Annotated in this window: 26 protein-coding genes and 1 tRNA gene; 15 read left to right on the top strand and 12 right to left on the bottom strand. The window is 75.8% G+C overall.

Annotated elements, in window-relative coordinates; genetic code table 11:
- Window positions 1–122: 122 nt before the first annotated feature.
- Both ygiD and soxR read right to left on the bottom strand, forming a co-directional pair.
- Window positions 123–974 carry a 4,5-DOPA-extradiol-dioxygenase gene (gene ygiD / locus ACI8AB_RS18610; protein ID WP_387987394.1) on the bottom strand — a complete coding sequence of 284 codons (852 nt, stop codon included), beginning with the start codon at window positions 972–974 and terminating at the stop codon, window positions 123–125.
- 81 nt (window positions 975–1,055) lie between these two features.
- Window positions 1,056–1,523, bottom strand: a complete 468-nt coding sequence (gene soxR / locus ACI8AB_RS18605; RefSeq protein ID WP_456951337.1) for a redox-sensitive transcriptional activator SoxR — start codon at window positions 1,521–1,523, stop codon at window positions 1,056–1,058.
- 46 nt (window positions 1,524–1,569) lie between these two features.
- Here soxR and ACI8AB_RS18600 point away from each other — a divergent pair, with 46 nt between their 5' ends.
- The 3 genes from ACI8AB_RS18600 (at window position 1,570) to hflX (ending at window position 4,531) form a co-directional block, all read left to right on the top strand.
- On the top strand, window positions 1,570–2,268 hold the full coding sequence (locus ACI8AB_RS18600) for an SDR family NAD(P)-dependent oxidoreductase (RefSeq protein ID WP_456951336.1): 699 nt from the start codon (window positions 1,570–1,572) through the stop codon (window positions 2,266–2,268).
- Window positions 2,265–3,320 (top strand): S-adenosylmethionine:tRNA ribosyltransferase-isomerase, encoded by a 1,056-nt coding sequence (locus tag ACI8AB_RS18595; protein WP_456951335.1) that lies wholly within the window; start codon window positions 2,265–2,267, stop codon window positions 3,318–3,320. Before ACI8AB_RS18600 ends, ACI8AB_RS18595 begins: the two co-directional genes overlap by 4 nt.
- A gap of 65 nt (window positions 3,321–3,385) precedes the next feature.
- Window positions 3,386–4,531 carry a GTPase HflX gene (gene hflX, locus ACI8AB_RS18590; protein ID WP_456951334.1) on the top strand — a complete coding sequence of 382 codons (1,146 nt, stop codon included), beginning with the start codon at window positions 3,386–3,388 and terminating at the stop codon, window positions 4,529–4,531.
- Window position 4,532: 1 nt separating this feature from the next.
- Here the strand turns inward: hflX and ACI8AB_RS18585 are convergent, their stop codons facing one another.
- Window positions 4,533–5,240: a (2Fe-2S)-binding protein gene (locus ACI8AB_RS18585; RefSeq protein ID WP_456951333.1), complete on the bottom strand. Its 708-nt coding sequence runs from the start codon at window positions 5,238–5,240 to the stop codon at window positions 4,533–4,535.
- Window positions 5,241–5,362: 122 nt separating this feature from the next.
- Here ACI8AB_RS18585 and acs point away from each other — a divergent pair, with 122 nt between their 5' ends.
- The 3 genes from acs (at window position 5,363) to ACI8AB_RS18570 (ending at window position 8,929) form a co-directional block, all read left to right on the top strand.
- A complete protein-coding gene (gene acs / locus ACI8AB_RS18580) occupies window positions 5,363–7,315 on the top strand; it encodes an acetate--CoA ligase (RefSeq protein WP_456951332.1) in 1,953 nt (650 codons plus the stop codon).
- Window positions 7,316–7,481: 166 nt separating this feature from the next.
- Window positions 7,482–7,985, top strand: a complete 504-nt coding sequence (locus ACI8AB_RS18575; RefSeq protein WP_456951331.1) for a phage holin family protein — start codon at window positions 7,482–7,484, stop codon at window positions 7,983–7,985.
- A 140-nt stretch (window positions 7,986–8,125) separates the two neighbouring features.
- Window positions 8,126–8,929 carry an alpha/beta fold hydrolase gene (locus ACI8AB_RS18570; RefSeq protein WP_456951330.1) on the top strand — a complete coding sequence of 268 codons (804 nt, stop codon included), beginning with the start codon at window positions 8,126–8,128 and terminating at the stop codon, window positions 8,927–8,929.
- Window positions 8,930–9,008: 79 nt separating this feature from the next.
- Here ACI8AB_RS18570 and ACI8AB_RS18565 read toward each other — a convergent pair whose 3' ends face one another.
- The 5 genes from ACI8AB_RS18565 to nth are packed head-to-tail and all read right to left on the bottom strand — an operon-like array spanning window position 9,009 to window position 12,773.
- On the bottom strand, window positions 9,009–10,190 hold the full coding sequence (locus tag ACI8AB_RS18565) for a MarP family serine protease (RefSeq protein WP_456951329.1): 1,182 nt from the start codon (window positions 10,188–10,190) through the stop codon (window positions 9,009–9,011).
- 3 nt (window positions 10,191–10,193) lie between these two features.
- Complete coding sequence (locus tag ACI8AB_RS18560; RefSeq protein WP_456951328.1) at window positions 10,194–10,649, bottom strand: cupredoxin domain-containing protein; 456 nt, start codon at window positions 10,647–10,649, stop codon at window positions 10,194–10,196.
- Window positions 10,646–11,416 (bottom strand): NUDIX hydrolase, encoded by a 771-nt coding sequence (locus ACI8AB_RS18555; RefSeq protein WP_456951327.1) that lies wholly within the window; start codon window positions 11,414–11,416, stop codon window positions 10,646–10,648. The genes ACI8AB_RS18560 and ACI8AB_RS18555 overlap by 4 nt, the downstream gene beginning before the upstream one ends.
- The gene (locus ACI8AB_RS18550) at window positions 11,413–11,994 is read right to left on the bottom strand and encodes a TlpA family protein disulfide reductase (protein WP_456951326.1); all 582 of its coding nucleotides are present in this window, start codon (window positions 11,992–11,994) and stop codon (window positions 11,413–11,415) included. Before ACI8AB_RS18550 ends, ACI8AB_RS18555 begins: the two co-directional genes overlap by 4 nt.
- Window positions 11,991–12,773, bottom strand: a complete 783-nt coding sequence (nth, locus tag ACI8AB_RS18545; RefSeq protein ID WP_456951325.1) for an endonuclease III — start codon at window positions 12,771–12,773, stop codon at window positions 11,991–11,993. The genes ACI8AB_RS18550 and nth overlap by 4 nt, the downstream gene beginning before the upstream one ends.
- 94 nt (window positions 12,774–12,867) lie before the next feature.
- On the opposite strand from nth, the gene ACI8AB_RS18540 reads away from it, so the two are divergent.
- Entirely contained in the window at window positions 12,868–13,107 is a 240-nt protein-coding gene (locus ACI8AB_RS18540) for a hypothetical protein (protein WP_387987421.1), read from the top strand.
- Between the two features lie 159 nt (window positions 13,108–13,266).
- Window positions 13,267–13,944, top strand: coding sequence for a Crp/Fnr family transcriptional regulator (locus ACI8AB_RS18535; protein ID WP_456903448.1), 678 nt, complete (start codon window positions 13,267–13,269; stop codon window positions 13,942–13,944).
- Window positions 13,945–14,002: 58 nt separating this feature from the next.
- On the opposite strand, the gene ACI8AB_RS18530 is transcribed toward ACI8AB_RS18535, so the two are convergent.
- From ACI8AB_RS18530 to ACI8AB_RS18520, 3 genes are read right to left on the bottom strand one after another with little or no spacing between them, the layout of a single operon-like run.
- Window positions 14,003–14,794, bottom strand: a complete 792-nt coding sequence (locus ACI8AB_RS18530) for an NUDIX hydrolase (RefSeq protein WP_456951324.1) — start codon at window positions 14,792–14,794, stop codon at window positions 14,003–14,005.
- On the bottom strand, window positions 14,791–15,270 hold the full coding sequence (locus ACI8AB_RS18525; RefSeq protein WP_456951323.1) for a RidA family protein: 480 nt from the start codon (window positions 15,268–15,270) through the stop codon (window positions 14,791–14,793). Before ACI8AB_RS18525 ends, ACI8AB_RS18530 begins: the two co-directional genes overlap by 4 nt.
- 10 nt (window positions 15,271–15,280) lie before the next feature.
- A complete protein-coding gene (locus ACI8AB_RS18520; RefSeq protein WP_387987427.1) occupies window positions 15,281–15,454 on the bottom strand; it encodes a hypothetical protein in 174 nt (57 codons plus the stop codon).
- Between the two features lie 95 nt (window positions 15,455–15,549).
- Here ACI8AB_RS18520 and ACI8AB_RS18515 point away from each other — a divergent pair, with 95 nt between their 5' ends.
- The 3 genes from ACI8AB_RS18515 to ACI8AB_RS18505 are packed head-to-tail and all read left to right on the top strand — an operon-like array spanning window position 15,550 to window position 20,028.
- Window positions 15,550–16,539: an ArsA-related P-loop ATPase gene (locus ACI8AB_RS18515; protein WP_456951322.1), complete on the top strand. Its 990-nt coding sequence runs from the start codon at window positions 15,550–15,552 to the stop codon at window positions 16,537–16,539.
- Complete coding sequence (locus ACI8AB_RS18510; RefSeq protein WP_387987431.1) at window positions 16,536–17,768, top strand: ArsA family ATPase; 1,233 nt, start codon at window positions 16,536–16,538, stop codon at window positions 17,766–17,768. The genes ACI8AB_RS18515 and ACI8AB_RS18510 overlap by 4 nt, the downstream gene beginning before the upstream one ends.
- A gap of 40 nt (window positions 17,769–17,808) precedes the next feature.
- Window positions 17,809–20,028: a transglycosylase domain-containing protein gene (locus tag ACI8AB_RS18505; RefSeq protein WP_456951321.1), complete on the top strand. Its 2,220-nt coding sequence runs from the start codon at window positions 17,809–17,811 to the stop codon at window positions 20,026–20,028.
- Between the two features lie 42 nt (window positions 20,029–20,070).
- Here ACI8AB_RS18505 and ACI8AB_RS18500 read toward each other — a convergent pair whose 3' ends face one another.
- On the bottom strand, window positions 20,071–20,523 hold the full coding sequence (locus ACI8AB_RS18500; protein WP_387987435.1) for a GatB/YqeY domain-containing protein: 453 nt from the start codon (window positions 20,521–20,523) through the stop codon (window positions 20,071–20,073).
- A gap of 69 nt (window positions 20,524–20,592) precedes the next feature.
- Here ACI8AB_RS18500 and ACI8AB_RS18495 point away from each other — a divergent pair, with 69 nt between their 5' ends.
- The 4 genes from ACI8AB_RS18495 to ACI8AB_RS18480 all read left to right on the top strand — a co-directional run bounded on the left by ACI8AB_RS18495 (window position 20,593) and on the right by ACI8AB_RS18480 (window position 24,240).
- Window positions 20,593–21,504: a metallophosphoesterase gene (locus tag ACI8AB_RS18495; RefSeq protein ID WP_456951320.1), complete on the top strand. Its 912-nt coding sequence runs from the start codon at window positions 20,593–20,595 to the stop codon at window positions 21,502–21,504.
- A gap of 92 nt (window positions 21,505–21,596) precedes the next feature.
- Window positions 21,597–21,670: transfer RNA gene (locus ACI8AB_RS18490), tRNA-Pro, on the top strand.
- 93 nt (window positions 21,671–21,763) lie between these two features.
- Window positions 21,764–23,107, top strand: a complete 1,344-nt coding sequence (locus ACI8AB_RS18485) for a hemolysin family protein (RefSeq protein WP_456951319.1) — start codon at window positions 21,764–21,766, stop codon at window positions 23,105–23,107.
- Window positions 23,104–24,240 carry a hemolysin family protein gene (locus ACI8AB_RS18480; protein WP_456951318.1) on the top strand — a complete coding sequence of 379 codons (1,137 nt, stop codon included), beginning with the start codon at window positions 23,104–23,106 and terminating at the stop codon, window positions 24,238–24,240. Before ACI8AB_RS18485 ends, ACI8AB_RS18480 begins: the two co-directional genes overlap by 4 nt.
- Window positions 24,241–24,242 lie beyond the last annotated feature (2 nt).

The following is a 24,242-nucleotide window of genomic DNA, read 5'->3' as shown; positions in this document are numbered from 1 at the left end:
CAGGACATGAGCGGCGTCACTGTCCGGGGGGAACGACCGTGACGTCGATCGGTGACGGACCCCTCCGCTCGGTCGGCTCGTCGTCACGCTCCGGGGTGAACCGGTGGCCGGTCCGGCGGCGGCTAGATGTTGGCGCCGTCCGGCGGGGGCCCCTCGGGCAGCGGCGCGGCGAAGCCGCCGCCCTCGGCACCGGGCGCCGGCATGCCGACCGTGTAGGAGGTCATCGACAGCGACCCGTAGGCGTAGCCGTCGACCAGCACGTCCGCCGTCGTCCCCGTGGCCCCGGCCATGCCGGCGACGTAGAGCAGCGGCAGGAAGTGGTCGGGCGTGGGGACGGCGAGGTCGAAGTCCCGGTGCCCGTCCAGGCGGCCCACCGCGCCGGGGTCGGTGAGCATGGCCTCGCGCGCGGCCTGGTCGAAGCGCTGCGCCCAGTCGAAGCCGGCGTCGGGCAGCGCGCGGCTGACCCCGCCGAGGTTGTGCACCACGTTGCCGCTGCCGATCACCAGGACGCCGTCCTCGCGCAGCGGCGCCAGGGCCGCGCCCATCTGCAGGTGGTAGTCCGGGCCCTTGAGTGCGTTGATCGACAGCTGCACCACCGGGACGTCCGCGTCGGGGAAGGCGTGCACCAGCACCGACCAGGCGCCGTGGTCGATCCCCCAGCTGTCGAGGTCGGCGCCCACCCACGTGGGGGACACGACGTCGGACACCTGCTCGTGCAGCTCGGGCAGCCCCGGGGCGTCGTAGGAGACGTCGAACAGCCGGTCCGGGAAGCCGAAGAAGTCGTGGATGGTGCGCGGGCGCGGCATCGCCGTCACCGCGGTGGCGTGCACGTACCAGTGCGCGGAGACGACGAGGATCGCCCGCGGCCGGGGCACCGCGCGGCCGAAGGCCCGCCAGGCGTCGGTGTAGCGGTTGCGCTCCAGGGCGTTCATCGGGTTGCCGTGGCCGATGAAGGCGGCGGGCATGAGGGTCATGCGGCTGTCCTCCCCGGCGGCGTCCCGCGACTCGGTCCCGTCCGGATCATGCCCGCCCCCGGCGGGCCCCGCGAGGTGCGCTCAGCCCGCGCGGCCGGCCGGCGGCACGTGGCGCAGCAGCGGGGACAGCCGCCGGGCGCCGGGACCCTCCGCCGCCGCGGCGTCGCCCGGGTTGGACAGCGCGCACGAGGTCAGCGACAGGCAGCCGCAGCCGATGCAGGAGCTCAGCCCGTCGCGCAGCTGCTCGAGCGCGGCGATCCGCGCGTCGAGCCGGTCCCGCCAGCCGCGGGACAGCCGCGCCCAGTCGCGCGCCGAGGGCGTGCGCCCGTCGGGCAGCGTGGCCAGCGCCCCGCGGATCTCCGGCAGCGACAGCCCGACGTTCTGCGCCGCCCGGACGAACGCCAGTCGGCGCAGCACCGAGCGGGGGTAGCGCCGCGCGCCGCCGGGCGTGCGGCTCGCGGCGATGAGCCCCTCGGCCTCGTAGTACCGCAGGGCCGACGGCGCGAGGCCTGACCGGGCGGCCACCTCCCCGATCGCGAGCAGCTCCACGGCGCCCCCTTGACCTCAAGTCGACTTCAGGTCCCACGGTAGCCGCATGACACCCACCGCACTGGTCACCGGGGCCTCCCGTGGCCTCGGGCTCGCCCTCGCCACCGAGTTGTCCCGCCGCGGGTGGCGGCTCGTCGTCGACGCCCGGGACGCCGGCCGGCTGGCCGCCGCCGTCGCCGGGCTCCCCCGTCCCGACCTGGTCACCGCCGTGCCGGGCGACGTCGCCGACCCCGCCCACCGCGCCGCGCTGGCCGCCGCCGCCGGCGACCGCCTCGACCTGCTGGTCAACAACGCCTCCGCGCTCGGTCCCGTCCCGCTGCCGCGGCTGGCCGACCTCCCGCCGGCCGTCCTGGAGGACCTGCTGCGGACCAACGCCGTCGCCCCGGTCGCACTCGTGCAGGCGGTGCTGCCCGCGCTGGAGCGCGCCGGCGGGACGGTCGTGTCGGTCAGCAGCGACGCCGCCGTCGAGCCCTACGCCGGCTGGGGCGGCTACGGGGCGGGCAAGGCCGCGCTCGACCTGCTCACCGCGGTGCTCGCCGTCGAGCACCCGGCGCTGCGCGTGGTCGCCGTCGACCCGGGCGACATGGCCACCGACATGCACGCCGCCGCCGACCCCGGCGCCGACCCGGCCGGCCTGGCCGACCCGGCCGACGTCGCCGCGGCGCTGCTGACGCTGCTCGAGGGGGACCTGCCCGGCCCACGGGTGCGCCTGGCCGACCTGGTGCCGTCGGCGGTGTCCCGGTGACCGCCCTCGCCGTGCCCATGGGGGCGGAGGCCGGCGAGCCGCCGGAGCGCCGCGGGCTGGCCCGGGACGGCGTGCGGCTGATGGCCGTCCGCCCGGACAGCCTCACCTCCGCCCGGTTCCGCGACCTGCCCGGCCTGCTCGAGCCCGGCGACCTGGTCGTGGTCAACACCTCCGCGACGCTGCCGGCCCGCCTCACCGCCCGCCGCGCCGACGACACCCGCACGCCGGTGCACGTCTCGACCACGCTCGACGACGGGACCTGGGTGGTCGAGGTCCGCCGCCCCGCCGACGACGGCCCCGAGACCGGGCTCGAGCCCGGCGCCGTGCTCCTGCTGCCCGGCGGCGTCCGGCTGGTCCTGCGCGGCGGGTTCCCCGATCCCGCGCGCCCCGGCCGGCTGTGGCGGGCGGTCGCCGCGCCGGCCGTCGCCCTCCCCGCCTACCTCGCCCGGCACGGCGAGCCGGTCCGCTACCGCCACCTGCGCGGTCCGGTCGCGCTCGACGACGTCCGGAACGTCTACGCCACCGAGCCGGGCAGCGCGGAGAACGCCAGCGCCGGCCGGCCGTTCACCGACCGCCTGCTGGTGCGCCTGATGGCCCGCGGCGTCCCGGTGGTGCCGCTGGTGCTGCACGCGGGCGTCTCCAGCCCCGAGCTGCACGAGCCGCCGGCGCCGGAGCGCTACCGGGTCCCCGAGGTCACCGCGCGGCTGGTCACCGCGACACGGGCGGCCGGGCGGCGGGTGGTCGCCGTCGGCACCACCGTCACGCGGGCGCTGGAGACGGTGACCGGCGAGGACGGCGTCACCCGGCCCGGCGAGGGCTGGACCGACCTCGTGCTGGGCCCGGACCGGCCGGCCCGCGCGGTCACCGGGCTGGTCACCGGGCTGCACGAGCCCGAGGCCAGCCACCTGCTGCTGCTGGAGGCGGTGGCCGGCCGGGACCCGGTCACGCGCGCCTACGAGGCGGCCGCGGCCGGCGGCTGGCTGTGGCACGAGTTCGGCGACTCGATGCTCTTCCTGCCCGGTGGCGGTCCGGGAGCCGACCGGCGAGGCTGACCGGGCCGGGACACCCGGGCCAGGACGGCCCGGCCTCCCCGGCCCGCACGGCCGGGGAGGCCGGGATGCCAGGCACGTGGCTGCTCGGGACGCAGCAGGAGGGGACGGCGGCCGGGGACGGCGCGGAGCCACCCCGGGCGGTGCTGCTGGGACTGCACGCCGACGCGGACGCGGTCGACCCGCTGGACGAGCTGGAGCGGCTGGCCGACACCGACGGCGTGGCCGTGGTGGGCCGGATGGTGCAGGCCCGGCCGCACCCCGACCCGGCGACGTTCCTCGGGTCGGGGAAGGTCGCCGAGCTGGCCGGCCTGGTCCGCGACCGCGGCGCCGGACTGGTCATCGCCGACGGCGACCTGTCCCCGGCCCAGGTGCGCAACCTCGAGGACCGGGTCGGCGCGCGCGTGGTGGACCGGACGGCGCTCATCCTCGACGTCTTCGCCCAGCACGCGCGCAGCAGCGAGGGCCGCGCCCAGGTGGAGCTGGCCCAGCTCGCCTACCAGCTCCCGCGGCTGCAGGGACAGGGGACGGAGCTCTCGCGGATCGGCGGCGGGCGGAGCGCCGGCGGCGCGGGGACCGGGGTGCGCGGCCCCGGCGAGCAGCGGCTGGAGTCCCAGCGGCGCCACCTGCGCCGGCGCATGACCATGCTGCGGCGCCAGGTGCAGCAGACCGCCGCCCGGCGGCAGCGCACCCGCAGCCGCCGCCGGGGCAACCGGGTGCCCTCGGTGGCGCTCACCGGCTACACCAACGCCGGGAAGTCGGCGCTGCTCAACCGGCTGACCGGCGCCGACGTCCTGGTGCAGGACGCGCTGTTCGCGACCCTCGACCCGACCGTCCGCCGGGCCGTCACCCCCGACGGCCGGCCCTACACGCTCACCGACACCGTCGGCTTCGTCCGCCACCTCCCCCACCAGCTGGTCGACGCCTTCCGCGCCACGCTCGAGGAGGTCACCGAGGCCGACCTGGTGCTGCACGTCGTCGACGCGTCCGCGCCCGACGCCATGGGTCAGGTGACGGCGGTGCGCGGGGTCCTCTACGAGATCGGCGCACGCGACCACCCGGAGCTGCTGGCGCTCAACAAGGCCGACGTCGCCCCGCCGGAGTGGATGGCGGCCCTGTGCACCGCCTACCCCGCCGCGGTGCCGGTCTCGGCCCTGACCGGGGAGGGCGTCGGGGACCTGCGCGCCGCGATCGCCCGCGCGCTGGACCGCTGACTCACCACAGGCCGGCGGCGGCCTCCAGCAGCACCCGCCGGTCCGCCGGCGGCCGGCCGGGGCAGGCGGTGCACAGGGCCTCGCCGGGCAGCCGGTACAGCAGGCAGCAGGAGGCGCGGCGGACGAACCGGACGCCGCCGACGTCGGTGTAGCGGGGTGCGGGCATCGGGTCGCCGACGGCCGCGGCGAGCGGCGCGGCCAGCGCGGTGACCGTCTCCACGTCGCCGAGCGCCCGGCCGACGGCGAGCAGCCGGCCGGCCAGCGAGTCGGTGGCCACCGCCCACAGCGGCCGCTCGCGCAGCCCGCCGGCCGCGGCCACCGCGGCGACCGCCGACGCCAGCGCCTCCCGCAGCTCCCCCGCCGGGTCCGGGCCCGCGGGCGCCCGCGACACCCCGGCCAGCACCGCGCCGCCGGCCATCCCGTACAGGGTGGTGTCGGCCAGCCGCGCCGACAGCGGCCGGCCGGTGGCCAGCCCGGCGGCGACCGGGGTCAGCAGCACCGCCGACGCCGAGTACCACCACACGGTCGCGAGCACCCGCCGGTCGGTGCTGCGGTACCGGCGGCCCAGCGCGGCGACCCGCTCCCCGGTCCAGTCCGGGTCGGCCAGCAGCGTGGCCGGGAACGGGCGTGCCGACGGCGGGGCGAGCAGGCCGAGGCCGGCGGCCCCGGGCACCCGGGCCGCCACGACCGCCTGCGGTCCGCCGTCCACGGCCCCAGTCTGCTGCACCGACGTTGCGGTCCCCGGCCCCGCGGGCCGCCCCGCCCCCTACGGTGTGTGCTGGGACACGCCGCCGGCACGGCGTGCGCATCGACGAGACGGAGGGAGCACACGTGAGCGAGTCGACCGGGTCGGAGGGCCGCCGGTTCCCGGCGCCGGAGCAGCTGGCCGCGTCCGCCAACGTGGGCCCGGACGTGTACGAGCAGGCCGAGTCCGACCGGCTGGCGTTCTGGGAGACCCAGGCGCGCCGGCTGAGCTGGACGCAGGACTGGGACGAGGTCCTCGACTGGACCGACCCGCCGTTCGCCAAGTGGTTCGTCGGCGGGAAGCTCAACGTCGCCTACAACTGCCTGGACCGGCACGTCGAGGCCGGCCACGGCGACCAGGTCGCCTACCACTGGGAGGGCGAGCCGGGCGACACCCGCACGATCACCTACGCCCAGCTCACCGAGGACGTCTGCCGCGCGGCCAACGCGCTGCTCGAGCTCGGTGTGCAGGCCGGTGACCGGGTCGCCATCTACATGCCGATGATCCCCGAGACGATCGTCGCGATGCTGGCCTGCGCCCGCATCGGCGCCGTCCACATGGTCGTCTTCGGCGGCTTCTCCGCCGACGCACTGGCCAGCCGGATCACCGACGCCGGCGCCGTCCTGGTGGTCACCGCCGACGGCGGCTACCGGCGCGGGGCGCCCAGCGCGCTCAAGCCCGCCGTCGACGACGCCGTCAGCCGCACCGAGGGCGTCCGCAACGTGCTGGTGGTCCGGCGGACCGAGCAGGACGTCGAGTGGACCGAGGGTCGCGACCTGTGGTGGCACGACGTCGTCGACCGGCAGTCGCCCGAGCACACGCCCGAGGCCTTCGACGCCGAGCACCCGCTCTACATCATGTACACGTCCGGGACGACGGCGAAGCCGAAGGGCATCCTGCACACCTCCGGCGGCTACCTCACCCAGGTCGCCTACACGCACTGGGCGACCTTCGACCTCAAGCCCGACACCGACGTCTACTGGACCGCCGCCGACGTCGGCTGGGTCACCGGCCACAGCTACATCGTCTACGGGCCGCTCGCCAACCGGGCGACGTCGGTCATGTACGAGGGCACCCCGGAGACCCCGCACCGCGGCCGCTGGTTCGAGCTGATCGAGAAGTACCGCGTCTCGATCCTCTACACCGCCCCGACGGTGATCCGGACCTTCATGAAGTGGGGCGAGGACATCCCCGCCGGCTTCGACCTCACCTCGCTCCGGGTGCTCGGCTCGGTCGGGGAGCCGATCAACCCCGAGGCGTGGCTCTGGTACCACCAGAACATCGGCGGCGGCCGCTGCCCGATCGTCGACACCTGGTGGCAGACCGAGACCGGCGCGCACATGATCACGCCGCTGCCCGGCGTCACCGACCTCAAGCCCGGCTCGGCGCAGACGCCGTTCCCCGGCATCTCGGCCAGGGTCGTCGACGACGAGGGCAACGAGCTCGGCGACGACAGCACCGGCCTGCTGGTCCTCACCAAGCCCTGGCCGTCGATGCTGCGCACCATCTGGGGCGACGACGACCGCTACGTCGACACCTACTGGTCGCGGTTCGGCAAGGAGGTCTACTTCGCCGGCGACGGGGCCAAGAAGGACGCCGACGGCGACATCTGGCTGCTCGGCAGGGTCGACGACGTCATGAACGTCTCGGGTCACCGGATCTCCACCACCGAGGTCGAGTCCTCGCTGGTCGCCCACCCCGCCGTCGCCGAGGCCGCGGTCGTCGGCGCGTCGGACCCGACCACCGGGCAGGGCATCGTCGCGTTCGTCATCCTCCGCGGGTCGGCCCAGGACTCCGGCGAGGACCTGGTGCAGCAGCTGCGCACGCACGTGTCCAAGGACATCGGGCCGATCGCCAAGCCGCGCCAGATCATGGTCGTCCAGGAGCTGCCCAAGACCCGCTCGGGCAAGATCATGCGGCGGCTGCTGCGCGACGTGGCCGAGAACCGCGAGCTCGGTGACGTCACCACGCTGACCGACTCCTCGGTGATGAACCTGATCAAGGACAAGCTGCCCGCCACCAGCGGCTCCGAGGACTGAGGCACCGGAGGCCCTCCGCACGTCCTGGCGCGCAGGACGTGCGGAGGGCCTCCCGCGTCCCGGGCGCCCGATCGGGTTCCGGGTGCGTGATCCGGGCGGTGACGGGGCAAGATCCTCCCCAGGCCGTCCGCGGCCGTCCGACCAGTCCGACCAGGGAGGAGCCCCCGTGGCCCACAGCGCGTCGACCACCCAGCCCGCCGGGCGGCATGCCGTCAGCGCCGACCCCTCCGTGGGCGTGCTGGTGCAGAGCGCCATGGCCGACGTCTCCACGCTGATCCGCGGGGAGATCGAACTGGCCAAGGCCGAGATCGGCCGCTCGGCGAAGAAGGCCGGCATCAGCGGCGGGTTGTTCGCCGCCGCCGGCGTGCTCGTGGCCTTCGCCGGTATCTTCCTGTTCATCATGCTCGCCGAGCTGTTCACCTGGCTGGGCCTGCCCCGCTGGGTCTCCTACCTCATCGTCACCGCGGGCCTGCTGCTGATCGCCGGCCTCGCCGCACTGGTCGGCGTGCGCATGATCAAGCGGATCGACAAGCCGGAGCGGACCCTGGAGTCGCTGCGCGAGCTGCCCGAGGTCATGCACCGCGAGCAGCCGGGCCAGCGTCGCCGTGCGCTGCCGACGGTGAGCAACGGGCGCGTCGAGCGGCGCTCCCCCGACACCTACCTGGTCTGAGCGCCGCGAGGTCCGGCGGCGCTCCCGCCGACGAGCGTCCCGACGCCACCAGCGTCCTGCTGCCCGGCTCCTGGATCCACCGCGACGTCTCGGCCAACGGCGTCCGGCTGCACCTGGCCGAGGCCGGCGAGGGCCCGCTGGTGCTCCTGCTGCACGGGTTCCCGCAGTTCTGGTGGACCTGGCGCGCGCAGCTGCCGGTCCTCGCCGCCGCCGGCTTCCGGGCGGTCGCGCCGGACCTGCGCGGCTACGGCGCCAGCGACAAGCCGCCGCGCGGCTACGACCTGCCGACGGCGGCCGACGACGTCGCGGCGCTGGTCCGCGCCCTCGGCGAGCGGGACGCCGTCGTCGTCGGGCACGACTGGGGCGGGCTGGTCGCCTGGACGATGGCCGCGCTGCACCCGCGCAGCGTGCGCCGCCTCGTCGTCGTCTCGATGGCCCACCCGCGGCTGCTGCGCACCGGGCTGCGCGACCCCGCCCAGCGGCGGGCGCTGCGGCACGTGCTGGGCTTCCAGGTGCCGCGGCTGCCCGAGCGGCGGCTCACCCGCACCGACGACGACCCGGTCGCCGAGTTCCTGCGCAACTGGGCCGGGCGGGACTGGACGCACACCGCCGACTTCGCCGAGGCCGTCGAGCGGTACCGGTCGGCGGCGCGGATCCCGCAGGCGGCCTACGGGTCCATGGAGTACTTCCGCTGGGCCGGGCGCTCCCAGCTGCGGCCGGACGGGCTGCGCTACGCCCGCCGCATGGCCGCGCCGGTCACCGCCCCGACGCTGCAACTGCACGGCGACGCCGACCCGCTGCTGCTGCCGCGGACCGCCCGCGGCTCGGGCCGCTACGTGGCCGGCGCCTACGAGTGGCGCGAGCTCCCCGGCATCGGCCACTTCCCGCCCGAGGAGGCCACCACCGAGGTCACGGCGGCGATCGCGGGCTGGGCGGCCGGCTGACGGCCTCTCCCGGTCAGCGGCGGCCCCGCCGCAGGGGCCCACCACGGGCCGGCGAGCGGTGGAGGGGCAGCGGGGTCCTTCACTCACACGGGCCGGTGTCGACCTCGGCGGTGGCATTGGCGCCGGCGGTGGCGGCGGGCGCGACCTGCTGGGCGGTGAGCGCGTAGCCGGTGGAGGGGTCGTCGATCGCCGAGGCGAACACGACGCCGAGGACCTGCCCGGCCGGGTCGAACAGCGGCCCGCCGGAGTTGCCGGCGCGGACCTCGCCGTAGAGCGCGTAGACGTCGCGCTGCACGGTGCGGGTGTCGCGGAAGTCCGGGCCGCTGATCGGGCCCTCGTCGCGCACGCGCGCCGGGCCGATGAACAGCCCCCCGCCACCCGGGTAGCCCATGATGATCGCGTCGTCGCCGGTGCCGGCGACCTGCGGGGCGAAGGCCAGCGGCACCTGCGGGAGGTCCGGGACGGCGAGCACCGCGACGTCGACCTCCTCGTCGACGTACACCGGCGTCGCCTCGTACTCCTCGCCCTCGGCCTCGACGACCGGGGCGTCCACGCCGGCGAGCACGTGCGCGTTGGTCATCACCCGGCCGGGCGCGTAGACGAACCCGGAGCCGTCGATCTGCCGCGAGCACGACGGCGCGATGCCGCTGATCTTCACGACCGACCCCTGCACCTGCCCGACGACCGGGCTCGCGGCCAGCGTCGCGTCCGGCGCCTCGACCTCGCGGGCCTGGGTCGGCGTGAGCGGGTCCAGGACGTCGGGCAGCCCGCGCCGGTCGATCGCCTCGCGCAGCGAGTCGTAGACCGCCCGGACGCCGTCGGGCACGGCCCGGTCCACCGCCTGCACCAGCGCCGACTTGCGCACCTGCCCGGCCAGCCCGGGGAACGGCGCGGTGGCCAGCGGGGTGGCGACCATCCACGCCACGAGCAGCACCGCGATCGCCGACACCACGGCGCCGGCGACCGAGTCGAGCACCTCGGCCGGCTCCCAGGTGACCCGGCGGCGCACCGCCCGCCCGATCGCCCCGGCCAGCACCTGCCCGAGCAGCGCCCCCGCCAGGACGACGACGAGCGCGGCGAACACCCGGGTGACCGGCGAGCCGTCGAGCCGGTCGGCGACGGGCCCGGACAGCTGGGCGCCGAGCACCGCGCCGCCGAGGAAGCCGAGGAAGGAGGTGGCCGACACCAGCAGGCCCTGCCGGAAGCCGGAGAAGGCGAAGACCAGGGCCAGCGCGATGAGGACGAGGTCGACCAGCGACATGGGTCAGCCGCGCACCGTCATGACGCCGGTCTGGCCCAGCTGGACGTGGAAGCTGCACTCGAACGGGTGGTCGCCGGGGGCGGTGACCTCGAACTCGATGGTCTCCGTCTCGCCCGCGGCCAGCAGCGGGATCTCCTCGGGGATCTCCTCGGCGCCGGCGCCGGGCGTGAAGCGGAAGTTATGGGTGGCCTGCGTGGCGGTGCTCTGCACGGTCAGCCGGACCCGCCCCGGCGCCACGGTGAAGGTGTCGGGGACGAACACGTAGTCGTCCGGCGTCTGGATCGTGACCTCCTGGACGCCGTCCTCGGCCGTGGTGACCGTGCCGAGCGACGCGTCGGGGCTCGACGGCGCCGCGGCACCGCCGCCGTCGTCGCCGGAGCCGCAGCCGGCCAGCACCCCGGCCGCCAGCACCGCGCCGGTCAGCGCCGCCGGGAGGCGGCGCGTCCAGATCCTGCTCATCGCCGCGGAACCGTACTTGTCGCGGCGTCCCCGGTCGTGCCGTCGGCCACCGTCGGCGCGGCGGCGTCCTCGGCGCCGCCCTCCCCCAGCGCCCCGGGCGCGGCCGCCGGCCGCGCACCGGCCGCCGACAGCGGGCGCACGTCGCGGACGTCCCAGGGCCGCGCGAGGCCCGCGGCCTCGAGGACGGCGTCCAGCAGCGCCGCGGTGAAGCCCCACACGACCATCCCGGCCACGCCGAACGCCGGGCCGACGTACCCCGCCGGGTGGCGCACGCGGAACCGGTTGACCGGGTCGGTGAGGTCGGCCAGCGGCACCCGGGCCACCCGGGCCACCTCCCGCGGGTCGCCGACGGCGACGTCGCGCGGGTCGTCCCACCACGCCACGACCGGGACGACGAGGTTGTCCGACGGCCCGAGGAACAGCTCGGGCAGCGTGGCGAGCACCCGGACGCCGTCCGGGTCGACGCCGGCCTCCTCCTGCGCCTCCCGCAGCGCGGTGCCCACCGGGTAGTCCTCCCCCGGGTCGGCGCCGCCGCCGGGGAACGCCGGCTGCCCGGCGTGCGTGCGCAGCAGCGCGGACTTCTCGATGAGCAGGACGTCGGCGCCGCGCGGGCCCTCGCCGAACAGGACGAGCACCGCGGACCGGCGCGCGGTGTCGCTGGCCGCCTGCGTGCGGTGGCGCAGCGGGAGGTCGGCCGCCGCGGCCACCAGCCGAAGCAGGTAGTCCGGCAGGCCGGTGGTGTCGGCGCCGGGCAGGAGCCCGGTCACAGCTGCACCCCGAGGTGCTCGGCGACCAGGGCGCGCAGCTCGTCGAGGGACTCGACCGCGCCGGTCCGCACGGAGACCACCGACCCGTCGGCGGCGAGGAACACCGTGTGCGGGAGGCCGCGCAGCCCGAGCGCCGCGGCGACCTCGCCGTGCCCGTCGAAGGCGCCGGGGATCGTCACGCCGGCGTCCTCGGCGAACGACGCCGCCTGCGGGACGCCGTCCTGGCTGATCACGCCCACGACCCGGACGCGGTCACCGGCGGCGTCGGCGAGCTGCTGCACCAGCGGCAGCTCCTCGCGGCACGGGCCGCACCAGCTCGCCCACAGGTTCAGCACGGTCGGCACGCCCGGGGCGCGGCCGAGGTCGAGGGTGCCGCCGCTGAAGCACTCGATCGGCGCGACGCCGGACAGGTCGCCGTCGGCGGCCGGCGTGCCGGGCTGCTCCGGGCAGGCCGCCAGGTCCGTCCGCGTCTCCGCGACGGTGGCCCGCTCGGGCGCCTCGGGCTCGTCGGCCGAGGCGGTGCACGACGACAGCAGCACCCCGAGCGCCAGCAGCGCGGCCGCGCGCCGGGCGCTCACTCGGTGTCCGACGCCGCGGGCGTCTTGACCAGCTTCATCGCCGCCTCGGGGTCGGTGGGGCCGATGCCGTAGGACGGGCACCAGCGGGCCAGCCCGCACGCCCCGCAGGCGGCCTTCTTGGCGTGGCAGACGCGCCGGCCGTGGAAGATCACGCGGTGGCTGAACAGGGTCCAGTCGCGCTTGGGGACCAGCTCGGCGACCTCGGCCTCGACCTTGACCGGGTCCTCCTCGGCGGTCCAGCCGAAGCGGCGGACCAGCCGGCCGAAGTGGGTGTCCACGGTCAGCCCCGGGACGCCGAAGGCGTTGCCGAGGACGACGTTCGCCGTCTTGCGGCCGACGCCGGGCAGCGTGACCAGGTCGGCCATGCGGCCGGGCACCTCGCCGTCGAAGCGCTCGACCAGCGCCTGGGCCAGGCCGAGCACCGAGTTGGCCTTGGCGCGGAAGAACCCGGTTGGCTTGAGGATCTCCTCGAGGTCGGCCCGGTCGGCCCCGGCGAGCGCCACGGGGTCGGGGTACCTCGCGAACAGCGCCGGCGTGACCTTGTTCACCGTCTTGTCGGTGGTCTGCGCCGACAGCACGGTGGCCACGAGGAGCTCGAAGGCGTTGGTGAAGTCGAGCTCGCAGTGCGCGTCGGGGTGGATGACGGCCAGCTCACGGGCCATCCGGCGGGCGCGGCGGGTGCGGGCCAGCGGCGTCTCGTCCGGGTCGAAGGGCACGGCGGCCGGACGTCGGGCGGGAGCACGGCGCGCAGCGGGGCGGGCGTAGGCCGGCGTGGACACGCGGTCGAGGGTATGCGTCACCGGCGACACCCTCCGGGCCGTGCCACCATGGCTGTACAGGCCCGCTCAGCAGCGACCGGACCCGGGAGGTGACGTGGTCGCGCTCATCGTCATCCTCTTCCCCCCGATGGTCATCGCGTTCCTGCTGGTCATGGAACGCGTCGAGGAGCCCCTCCGCCGTCCGACGTCCCCGCGCGAGGTGGCCGAGTTCCTCGAGTCGGCGACCCCGGGCGAGGTGGACACGCTGGCCGCCTCCGGCATCCGCCGGGCGATGGCGCGCTGGCGCCGCCGCCGTCGGTCGCGGGTCCGCCAGAGCACCGAACCGCTGGTCTAGACCCTCACACCGCGTCGCTCCCGGGGCCGTTCCTCACCCCGGTGGGTCACCCCGCGTGTCTCCGAACGGGTGACCGTGCGCACAGCCGCCTAGACTCCGTACGGATGCGGGGCCGACGCCCCGCAGGTCGAGCGCGGAACGGTGGGGTGGAGAGAAATCGTGGTGGACGAGGTGCTGGCCCAGTCGGGGCTCTTCCAGGGACTCTCGGAGGACGCCGTCGACCCCGTCGCCAGCCGTCTGGAGACGATCACCCTGCCCCGCGGTCGGGTCGTGTTCAACGAGGGCGAGCCGGGCGACAGCCTGTACATCGTGCTGAGCGGCAAGATCAAGCTGTCCCGGCGCTCCCCCGACGGCCGCGAGAACGTGCTGGCCGTCATGGGCCCCTCCGACCAGTTCGGCGAGCTGTCGGTGTTCGACCCCGGCCCGCGCACGGCCACGGCCACCGCGGTCACCGACGTCAAGCTGGCCAAGATGCCGCAGTCGGTGCTGCGCCCGTGGATCGAGGCGCACCCGGAGGTCGGCGAGCGGCTGCTGCACGTGCTCGCCCGCCGGCTGCGCCGCACCAACGACTCGGTGGCCGACCTGATCTTCACCGACGTCCCCGGCCGCGTGGCCAAGGCGCTGCTGCAGATGGCCGACCGGTTCGGCAGCCGCGAGGCCGACGGCCTGCGCGTCAAGCACGACCTGACCCAGGAGGAGCTGGCCCAGCTGGTCGGCGCCTCGCGCGAGACGGTCAACAAGGCGCTGGCCGACTTCGTGCACCGCGGCTGGATCCAGCTGCAGGGCAAGTCGGTCGTCGTCCTCGACGAGGACCGCCTCCGCCGCCGCGCGCGCTGACGACCGAACGCGAGAGGCCCGGGACCGTCACGGTCCCGGGCCTCTCGCGTTCAGGGCACTAGGACGGGAGCGGCACGACCAGGCCGATGCGGGTGCCGTCGGGGAGCTCGGCGAAGCGTCCCTCGGGCGTGGTCCGCAGCTCGGGCATGATCGGGTGCAGCGGCTCCGGCGGGGACCCGGCCAGCGCGGCCGCCACGTCGGGGAAGGCCGACAGCTGGCGCAGCGTGTGGATCGTGGGCGGCAGCATCGGCCGGGTGCCGGCGCGCATCTCGGTGAGCGCTGCCTCCGGCGTCAGCCAGCTGGCCTCGTCGGCCTCCCCGGAGACGTCGCGGGCCTCCTGCCCCACCGGCAGCGCCGCGACGAAGAAGCGGGTGTCGTAGCGGCGGGTCTCCTGCGGGGGGGTGATCCAGTGCGCGAACGGCCGCAGCAGGTCCGCCCGCAGCGCCAGTCCGCGCCCGGCCAGCAGCTCGGCCAGCGACAGCTCGCGGGTGAGCAGCGCCTGCCGCTGGGCCTCCCAGTCGTCCCCGGACACGTCCGGCACGACGTCGCTGCCGTCGGGTGAGCCGGCCAGCAGGACGCCGGCCTCCTCGAAGGTCTCGCGGACGGCGGCGCACACCAGCTCCCGGGCCACCCGCTCGTCGCAGCCCAGCGCCTGCGCCCACTCGGCGGGCGGCGGCCCGGCCCAGGCGACGGCGGTGTCCCCGTCGCGCGGGTCCACCCCGCCGCCGGGGTAGGCGGTCATCCCCCCGGCGAAGGGCATCCCGCGCGTGCGGCGCAGCAGGTGGACCTCGAGGCCCTCCGCGCCGTCGCGGAGCAGCAGGACCGTCGCCGCCGGGCGGATCGCCGTCATCCGCGCAGTTCGACGGTCAGCTCGATCTCCACCGGCGCGCCCAGCGGCAGCTCGGCGACGCCGATCGCGCTGCGGGCGTGCCGGCCGGCCTCGCCGAAGACCTTGCCGAGCAGCTCGCTGGCGCCGTTGACCACGCGCGGCTGGCCGCTGAAGCCCTCCGCGCTGGCCACGTAGCCGACGACGCGCACGATCCGGGCCACCTGGTCCAGCCCGACCAGGTCGTCGACGGCGGCCAGCGCGTTGAGGGCGCACAGCTTGGCGTCGGCGGCGGCGTCCTCGGGGTCGACGGACCCGCCCACCTTGCCGGTGCGCCGCAGCCCGCCGTCGACGAACGGCAGCTGGCCGGAGGTGAACACCAGGTCCCCGGTGCGCACGGCCGGCACGTAGGAGGCGACCGGCGCGGCCACCGGGGGCAGCCGGATGCCGAGTTCGGCCAGCCGCGCGTGCCAGCTCTGGGCCTGCATCCCCTGCGTCATCGCGGGCGCCTCAGGCCAGCGGGCGCTTGAGGTAGGCGACCGGCTGCTCGGGGCCGGTCGGCCCGGGCAGCACCGTCACCAGCTCCCACCCGTCGGTCCCCCACGAGTCGAGGATCGCCTTGGTGTTGTGGATCAGCAGCGGGATGGTGGCGTACTCCCACCTGCGGCGGGCCGGATCACTCATGGGGGACGACGCTAGCGCAGCGCCGGGGGGCCGGCGGCGGGTGCGCTTCGCCCGCGACGGGCCGTGGTCCCCGGAGTGCTCCTAGGCTGGTCAGGGTGAGCCCCGACTTCCCCGTGCGCTGCCACGTCGTCACCGGGAAGGGCGGGACCGGCAAGACCACCGTCGCCGCCGCCCTGGCCCTGGCCCTGGCCTCGGAGGGCCGCACCGTCCTGCTCGTGGAGTGCGAGGGCCGCCAGGGCATCGCCCAGCTCTTCGACACCCCGCCGCTGCCCTACGAGGAGCGCCGGGTCGCGGTCACCCGCCACGGCGGGGAGGTGCGAGCGCTCGCGATCGACGTCGAGGAGGCCCTGCTCGAGTACCTCGAGATGTTCTACAACCTCCGCCGCGCCGGCCGCGCGCTGCGCAAGATGGGCGCCGTCGACTTCGCCACGACGATCGCCCCGGGCCTGCGCGACGTCCTGATCACCGGGAAGATCAAGGAGGCGGTGACCCGGCGCAGGGACGGCCGGCGGGTCTACGACGCGGTCGTCGTCGACGCCCCGCCGACCGGGCGGATCACCAAGTTCCTCAACGTCACCAGCGAGATGGCGGGCCTGGCGCGCTCCGGCCCGATCAAGACGCAGAGCGACGGCGTCATGGCGGTGCTGCGCTCCCCGCAGACGGCGGTGCACCTGGTGACCCTGCTCGAGGACATGCCGGTGCAGGAGACCGCCGACGCCATCGCCGAGCTGACCGAGGCCAAGCTGCCCGTCGGCTCGGTGATCGTGAACATGGCCACCGAGCCGGTGCTGCCCGAGCCGGCGCTGGTGCGGGCCGCCGAGGGTGCGGTCACCGGCGCCGACCTCGTGCCCGGGCTGACCGCCGCGGGCCTGCCCGCCGACCCCGCGCTGGCCGACGCGCTGGCCGCGGAGGCGGTCGAGCACGCGCAGCGGTGGGCGGCGCAGGATGCGCTGCGCGCCCGGGTGGAGTCCTTCGACCGGCCGACGGTGGAGCTGCCGCTGCTGCCCGGGCCGATGGACCTCGGCTGCCTGTTCGAGCTGGCCGACCGGCTCGAGGAGCACCTCGGCGCGGAGGTGGCGGCGTGAGCGCGGCCCGCGCCGCCGCGTCGCCGGCGACCGACCGGCACGCACCGCCGATGGACCTCGCCTCGCTGATCGAGGACCGCGACACCCGGATCGTCGTCTGCTGCGGCTCGGGCGGGGTCGGCAAGACGACGACGTCGGCCGCGCTCGCCCTGGCCGCCGCGGAGGCCGGCCGCCGCGTCGTCGTCCTGACCATCGACCCGGCCCGCCGGCTGGCGCAGTCGCTGGGTCTCGTGGAGCTGGACAACGAGCCGCGGCGGGTCGACGTCCCGGGGGCCGCGGGCGAGCTCCACGCGATGATGCTGGACATGAAGCGGACGTTCGACGACATCGTGTCCGCACACTCGACGCCCGAGCGGGCCGAGCAGATCCTGGCCAACCCCTTCTACCAGACCCTGTCCTCGTCGTTCTCCGGGACGCAGGAGTACATGGCGATGGAGAAGCTGGGCCAGCTGCGGGCGGCCGACACCTGGGACCTGATCGTCGTCGACACCCCGCCGTCCCGGTCGGCGCTGGACTTCCTCGACGCGCCCAACAAGATGAGCCGGTTCCTCGACGGCACGATGATCCGGCTGCTCACCGCGCCGGCCCGCGCCGGGGGCCGGGCCGGGCTGCGCGTCGCCAGCGCCGGGCTGGTGTTCTTCACCCGGATCATCAGCAAGGTCCTCGGCGGCCAGCTGCTGCGCGACATCTCCGCGTTCGTCACCGCGCTGGACACCATGTTCGGCGGCTTCCGCGAGCGGGCCACCGCCACCTACGAGCTGCTGCGCCGCCCGGGCACCTGGTTCGTCGTCGTCGCGACGCCGGAGCCGGACGCGCTGCGGGAGGCCTCCTACTTCGTCGACCGGCTCTCGGCCGAGGGGATGCCGCTGGCCGGGCTGGTGCTCAACCGCACCCACCCGCCGGCGAGCACGCGGCTGTCGGCCACCCGCGCCGAGGCGGCCGCCGAGGCCGCCGCGGAGAACGGGGACGGCGACCCGGCCGCGGCGCTGGCCGCCGGCGCCCTGCGGGTGCACGCCGAGCGGATGACCGTGGCCGCCCGCGAGCAGCGGCTGGCCGACCGGTTCACCAGCGCCCACCCGGAGGTGGCGATGCGGGCGGTCCCGGCGGCCGCCGGCGACGTCCACGACCTCGACGGGCTGCGCACCATGGCCGAGGCGCTGACCGGTCCCGACGACGACACGCCGACGGGTGTGCCGCGCACCCGCGTGCTGCCCGCGCGCCGCGCCTGATCACCCGGCCGGGCCACCCCGGCCCCGTACATTGGCAGCGATGTCTGCTGCCTCCCGTGCCCGAGTCCTGGGCAAGCTCGTCGCGATGATCGTCGTGGCCGGCGCGCTCGTCGCCGGCCTGCTCTTCCCGCTGGTCGGCGGGAGCGGGCTGGTGGCACGCAACTCCGCGTCGCTGCTCGACGCGCTGCCGGTGGAGCTCACCGACGCCACGCCCGCGGGCAACTCCCGCGTCCTCGCCGCCGACGGCTCGCTGATCACCAACTTCTACGCCCACGACCGCACGGTGGTGGCGTCCGACCAGATCGCCGACGTGATGAAGCAGGCGCTGGTCGACATCGAGGACTCCCGCTTCTACGACCACAACGGCCTGGACGTGCAGGGCACGCTGCGCGCCGCGGTGACCAACGTGGCCGCGGGCTCGGTGCAGGAGGGCGGCTCGACTATCACCCAGCAGCTGGTCAAGCAGACCCTGCTGGAGACCGCCGACAGCGCCGAGGAGCGGCAGGAGGCCATCGAGCAGGACGGCGTCGAGGGCCTGTCCCGCAAGCTGCGCGAGGCCCGGCTGGCCCTGGCGCTGGAGGAGACCTACCCCAAGGACGAGATCCTCACCCGCTACCTGAACATCGTGTACTTCGGGCAGGGCGCCTACGGCATCCAGGCCGCCGCCCAGAAGTACTTCAGCGTCAACGCCGCCGACCTGACCCTCCCCCAGGCGGCGATGCTCGCCGGGCTGGTGCAGAGCCCGACCAACGACGACCCGATCACCCAGCCGGAGAACGGCCAGACCCGCCGCAACCAGGTGCTGCAGCGGATGTTCGACCTCGGCCACCTCGACGGGACGACCGAGGAGCAGCTCGCCGCGCTCATGGCCGAGCCGGTGCAGGTGGCGCCGGGCATCAGCCCGCCCAACGGCTGCATCGACGCCGCGATCGGCGGGTTCTTCTGCGCCTTCATGCAGCAGTACCTGACCCAGGTCCTCGGCATCAGCCAGGAGCAGCTGGACAACGGCGGCCTGACCATCCAGACGACGCTGAACCCGCAGCTGCAGACCCTCGGCGACCAGGCGGTCCTCAACACCCTGCCGATGGGCGACCAGCTCGCCGGCATGTTCACCGCCGTGCAGCCGGGCACCGGCGCGGTCCTGGCGATGAGCGTCAACCGGCAGTACGGCTGCGCGGACCCGCAGTGCGAGTCCGTCGTCCTGCACACGGCGGCCAGCAAGGGCTCCGGCTCGACCTACAAGGTGTTCACCGCCGCCGCGGCGCTGGAGGCCGGCATCCCGGCCAGCACCGTGATCAGCACGCCGGGCAACCAGTACACCTCGCGGGTCTTCCGCGGCCCCTCCTGCGGCGGCGACCGGTCCCAGTCGACCGGCATGTACTGCGTGGAGAACGCCGGCAACTACCCCGACACCCTCGACATGGTCGGCGCGCTGGTCCGCTCGTCGAACACCTACTTCCTCGCGCTGGAGGACCGGCTGGGCAGCGTCGAGGGCCCGGTGCGCATGGCCGAGCGGATGGGCATGAGCTTCGACCAGCCCACCCAGAACTCCGCCGACGAGATCATCGACGGCAACTTCGGCTCGTTCACGCTCGGCGCCGAGGCCACCAGCCCGCTGGACCTGGTCACCGCCTACTCCACGCTGGCCGCGCAGGGCACGCAGTGCGACCCGATCCCGGTGGTCCAGGTCTTCGACCGCGCCGGCCAGCCGCTCACCGGCGACGACGGCCAGCCCGTGGTCCGCGGCGACCAGTGCACGCCGAACGCGATCCCGGCGAACATCGCCAACACGCTGGCCAACATCCTGGTCGGCGACACCGCCAGCCCCGAGGGCACCGGCACCCGGGCCGCGATCCCGGGTCACGCGATCGCCGGCAAGACCGGTACCGCGCAGGGCCGGGACTCGGTGGCCTTCGTCGGCGTCATGCCCGAGTACGCGGCCAGCGTGATGGTGTTCAACCCCAAGGAGCAGCAGGACGTCGGCGGCTACGGCGGCAACATGCCGGCCACCATCTGGCACGACGCCTTCGCGCCCTTCCTCGCCGACAAGCCCACCTCGGCGTTCCCGCCGGCCGACCCCGCGCTGATGCAGGGGCAGCCCGCGCCGGCGCCGAGCGCCCCGGCGCCCGACCAGGGGACGGCGACGCCCGACCAGGGCGACGCCGGCCGGGGCGACGCGGACGCCGGCCAGGGCGACGCGGACGGCCGGCCCGGCAACGGCAACCGGGGCGGTGGCAACGGCGGCCGCGGCGGCAACTGAGGCCGCCCCCGCGGCCGGCCCGCCCCCGGCGGCGGCCGCGGGTCAGCCGAGCTGGCGGCGGACCTCCGCGGCCACCCGGGCGCCCTCGGCCCGGCCGGCGACGGCCGCGTTGGCGGCGCCCATGACCCGGCCCATGTCCTTCATGCCGCTCGCGCCGGTGCGGGTGATCGCGTCGGCGACGATCGCGGCGAGGTCGGCGTCGTCGAGCTGGGCGGGCAGGTAGGCGGCCACCACCTCGCCCTCCGCGCGCTCGCGGCCGGCCTGCTCGGCACGGCCGGCCCCGTCGAACGCCTCGGCCGCCTCGCGGCGCCGCTTGGCCTCGCGCCGCAGCACCGCGAGCACCTCGTCGTCGGACAGCTCCCGGGCCTCCTTGCCCGCGACCTCCTCCGCGCTGACCGCCGCGAGCACCATCCGCAGCGTCGCGGTGCGCAGCTCGTCGCGGCTCTTCATGGCGGTGGTGAGGTCGGCGCGCAGCCGGTCCTTCAGGTCAGACACGCCCCCAGCCTGGCACGACGCCCTCCGTCCCGGCCGCCGGGGCCGATCACGGCCCGTAGGCTCGGGCCCGTGCGCTGGTACACCGCCCTGCCCACGGCCACCCTCGCGGCGGGCGCCTCCACGGTCGCCTACGCGTCGCTGTACGAGCGCAACCGCTGGACGCTGCGCCGCTTCGACGTCCCGGTGCTGGCCCCCGGCTCGGCGCCGCTGACCGTGCTGCACCTGTCGGACCTGCACATGACCGCCGGGCAGCGCTCCAAGCGCGACTGGGTGGCGGCGCTGGACGGCCTCGAGCCCGACCTCGTCGTCGACACCGGGGACAACCTGGCCGGGACCGACGCCGTCCCGACGGTGCTGCAGGCGCTGGACCCGCTGCTGGACCGGCCCGGGGCCTTCGTCACCTCGTCCAACGACTACTTCGGGCCGCGGCCGAAGAACCCGCTCAGCTACCTCACCCGTCCCGACAAGCGGGTGCACGGCACCGAGCTGCCCTGGCGCGACCTGCGCGACGGGCTGACCGGCCGCGGCTGGCTGGACCTCACCAACGCCCGCGGGGAGCTGACCGTCGCCGGCCGGCGGATCGCGTTCGCCGGCTGCGACGACCCGCACATCCGGCGGGACGACTACGACGCCGTCGCCGGCCCGGCCGACCCGGCGGCGGACCTGCGCATCGGGGTCGTCCACTCCCCCGAGCCGCGGGTGCTCGACCGCTTCGCCGCCGACGGCTACGACCTGCTGCTGTGCGGCCACACCCACGGCGGGCAGCTGCGGGTGCCGTTCTACGGCGCGCTGGTCACCAACTGCGGCATCGACCGGGACCGGGTCCGCTGGCTGCACCGCTGGGCCGAGCCCGCGCCGGGGCGGCCGAACGGCACCTGGCTGCACGTCTCGGCGGGCCTGGGCACCAGCCCCTACGCGCCCGCCCGGTTCGCCTGCCCGCCCGAGGCGACCCTGCTCACGCTGACGGCGCGGCCGGCCTGAGGAGGGACCCCTCTGCCCCCCGCCACCGGCAGGCGCGCGGCGGGACCCTGCAGAGGGGCCACGGGAACGGGACGGTACAGTGGTCGAGGCACCGGGGTGTGGCGCAGCTTGGTAGCGCGCGTCGTTCGGGACGACGAGGCCGCAGGTTCAAATCCTGTCACCCCGACTCCAGTCGAGGGGGCCGCCGGGAGGCGGCCCCCTCGACCGTTCCGGGGCCGTTCCGGTTGAGTCCGGTCCGCAGCGGGCACCGTCGGACCCGATGACCGAGTGGCTGCTCCTCCTCGCCGCCGTGGTGCTCACGGCACTCACCGGCTTCTTCGTCGCGGCCGAGTTCTCCCTCACGACGGTCGACCGCGGCCGCGTCGAGGAGGCCGCCCGCGCGGGCGACTCCCGGGCCGGCGGCGTGGCGACCGCGCTGCGGACCCTGTCGACCCAGCTGTCGGCCGCCCAGCTCGGCATCACGCTGACGACGCTCGTCGTCGGCTACCTGGCCGAGCCCGCGATCGGCCAGCTGCTGCACGGCCCGCTCGAGGCGCTCGGCCTGTCCCAGGCGGCGGCCACGGGCGTCTCCTACGGCCTGGCGCTGGCCCTGGCGACGACGCTGCAGATGCTGCTCGGCGAGCTCGGGCCGAAGAACCTGGCCATCGCCGACCCGCTGGGCATCGCGAAGGTCGTGGCGCCGGGGATGCGGGCGTTCACCGCGGTCGCGGGCGTCGTCGTCAACTCGCTGCAGCGGCTGGCCAACGCGATCGTGCGCCGGCTGGGTTTCGAGCCCCGCGAGGAGCTGGACTCCGCCCGCGGCGCCGAGGAGCTGGCCGCGGTGGCCCGCCGGTCGGCGGCCGAGGGCGACCTCTCCCCCGTGGCCGCCCGCCTGCTCGAGCGCTCGCTGGGCCTGCGCGCCAAGTACGCCACCGACGTCATGACGCCGCGGACCCGGCTGTGGACGCTGCGCGCCAGCGCCACCGCCGCCGACGTCATCGCCGCGGCCACCGAGTCGGGCAACTCGCGCTTCCCGGTCTACGGCTCCGACCTCGACGAGGTCACCGGGGTGGTGCACGTCAAGCGCGCGGTCGCCGTCCCGGAGGCCGAGCGGGGTCGCCGCACCGCCGGGGAGCTGGCCGACCCGGTGCTGGCCGTCCCCTCGTCCCTGCGGCTGGAGCGGCTGCTGGACCTGCTGCGCGAGCAGGGCCTGCAGATCGCGCTGGTGGTCGACGAGTGGGGTGCCACGCACGGCGTGGTGACGCTGGAGGACATCGTGGAGGAGCTGGTCGGGGAGATCACCGACGAGACCGACCGGCCGCTGCGCACCATGCGCCGGGTCGACGACGTGCGGTGGGTGCTGTCCGGGCTGCTGCGCCCCGACGAGGTGCTCGACCGCACCGGCATCGCGGTGCCCGAGGGGCGGTACGAGACACTGGCCGGCTTCCTCGCCGAGCGGCTGCAGCGGCTGCCCGAGGCCGGCGACTGCGTCGAGTTCGACGGCGCGCGGCTGACCGTGCAGAGCCTCGACGGCCGCCGGGTCGCGCGGATCCTGGCCGAGCGGACGGTGGTGCTGCCCCCGGGCGCCACGGCCTCGCGGGTGCGGCAGGAGGCGGCGGCGTGAGCGACGTCGTCAGCCTGCTGATCCTGGTCGGCCTGCTGCTGGGCAACGCGTTCTTCGTGGCCGCCGAGTTCGCGCTGGTGTCCGCGCGGGTCGACCAGATCGAGCCGCGCGTCGCGGAGGGCTCCGCGCGGGCGGCCAGGACGCTCGCCGCGATGCGCAACGTGTCGCAGAACATGGCGGGCGCCCAGCTGGGCATCACGCTGTGCTCGCTGGGCCTGGGCGCCGTCGGCGAGCCCGCGGTCGCCCACCTCATCGAGGCGCCGCTGCACGCGCTCCACGTGCCGGACGCGCTGCTGCACCCGATCGCGCTGGTCATCGCGCTGGCGCTGGTGACCGTGCTGCACATGGTGCTCGGCGAGATGGTGCCCAAGAACATCACGATCGCCGGGCCGGACCGCGCGGCGATCGCGCTCGGCCCGCCGCTGGCCACCTTCACCCGGCTGCTCAAGCCGGTCATCTGGTTCTTCAACACCACGGCCAACGGCTTCGTGCGGCTGTTCGGCGTCACGCCCACCGACGAGGTGGCGGCCAGCTTCGACGAGGCCGAGATCCGCTCGATGATCACCCAGTCGCGGCGCGAGGGGCTGCTGGGCACCGAGGTCAGCGCACTGGCGGCCGGCGCGCTCACCTTCGAGCAGCACACCGTCGAGGACGTGCTGCTGCCGATGGACACCGTCGTCACGGTGCCGCGCTCCACCACGCCGCGGCAGCTGGAGGCCGTCGTCGCCGAGCACGGCTTCAGCCGCTACCCGGTGCAGGGCGAGGACGGGTCGCTGGTCGGCTTCGTGCACGTCAAGGACGTGCTGGGCATCGACGCCGCCGGGCGCGACCGGCCCATCCCCGACGAGCAGGTCAACCGGCTGGTGCCGATCGCGCCCGGCACCGGGCTGCCCGAGGTGCTGTCGGAGATGCGCGCGCAGGGCGCCCACCTCGGCGGCGTGGTGGACGCCGGCGGAGGGGAGCGGCGCACCGTGGGCCTGGTGGCGCTGGAGGACGTGCTGGAGCTGCTGATCGGCGACGTCCGCGACGCCGCCGCCGAGGCCGCGGCCGAGCAGGCGCGGGTGATGGCCGGGCGGGCCGGCCGCGGCTCCCGGGGCGGGCAGCCGGCCGGTGCGGGCGCCGGGGGAAGATGAGC

The organism is Geodermatophilus sp. SYSU D00698, from assembly GCF_054050335.1.
Note: the sequence above shows the minus strand (reverse complement) of the source record. Positions and strands in the feature narration are given on the sequence as shown.

What these genes read in the sequence shown, in the direction of transcription:
- ygiD (WP_387987394.1), bottom strand. Translation starts at nt 974, where the DNA reads ATGACCCTCATGCCCGCCGCCTTCATCGGCCACGGCAACCCGATGAAC.
- ACI8AB_RS18600 (WP_456951336.1), top strand. Translation starts at nt 1,570, where the DNA reads ATGACACCCACCGCACTGGTCACCGGGGCCTCCCGTGGCCTCGGGCTC.
- hflX (WP_456951334.1), top strand. Translation starts at nt 3,386, where the DNA reads ATGCCAGGCACGTGGCTGCTCGGGACGCAGCAGGAGGGGACGGCGGCC.
- ACI8AB_RS18565 (WP_456951329.1), bottom strand. Translation starts at nt 10,190, where the DNA reads ATGTCGCTGGTCGACCTCGTCCTCATCGCGCTGGCCCTGGTCTTCGCC.
- ACI8AB_RS18560 (WP_456951328.1), bottom strand. Translation starts at nt 10,649, where the DNA reads ATGAGCAGGATCTGGACGCGCCGCCTCCCGGCGGCGCTGACCGGCGCG.
- ACI8AB_RS18530 (WP_456951324.1), bottom strand. Translation starts at nt 14,794, where the DNA reads ATGACGGCGATCCGCCCGGCGGCGACGGTCCTGCTGCTCCGCGACGGC.
- ACI8AB_RS18525 (WP_456951323.1), bottom strand. Translation starts at nt 15,270, where the DNA reads ATGACGCAGGGGATGCAGGCCCAGAGCTGGCACGCGCGGCTGGCCGAA.
- ACI8AB_RS18520 (WP_387987427.1), bottom strand. Translation starts at nt 15,454, where the DNA reads ATGAGTGATCCGGCCCGCCGCAGGTGGGAGTACGCCACCATCCCGCTG.
- ACI8AB_RS18505 (WP_456951321.1), top strand. Translation starts at nt 17,809, where the DNA reads ATGTCTGCTGCCTCCCGTGCCCGAGTCCTGGGCAAGCTCGTCGCGATG.
- ACI8AB_RS18485 (WP_456951319.1), top strand. Translation starts at nt 21,764, where the DNA reads ATGACCGAGTGGCTGCTCCTCCTCGCCGCCGTGGTGCTCACGGCACTC.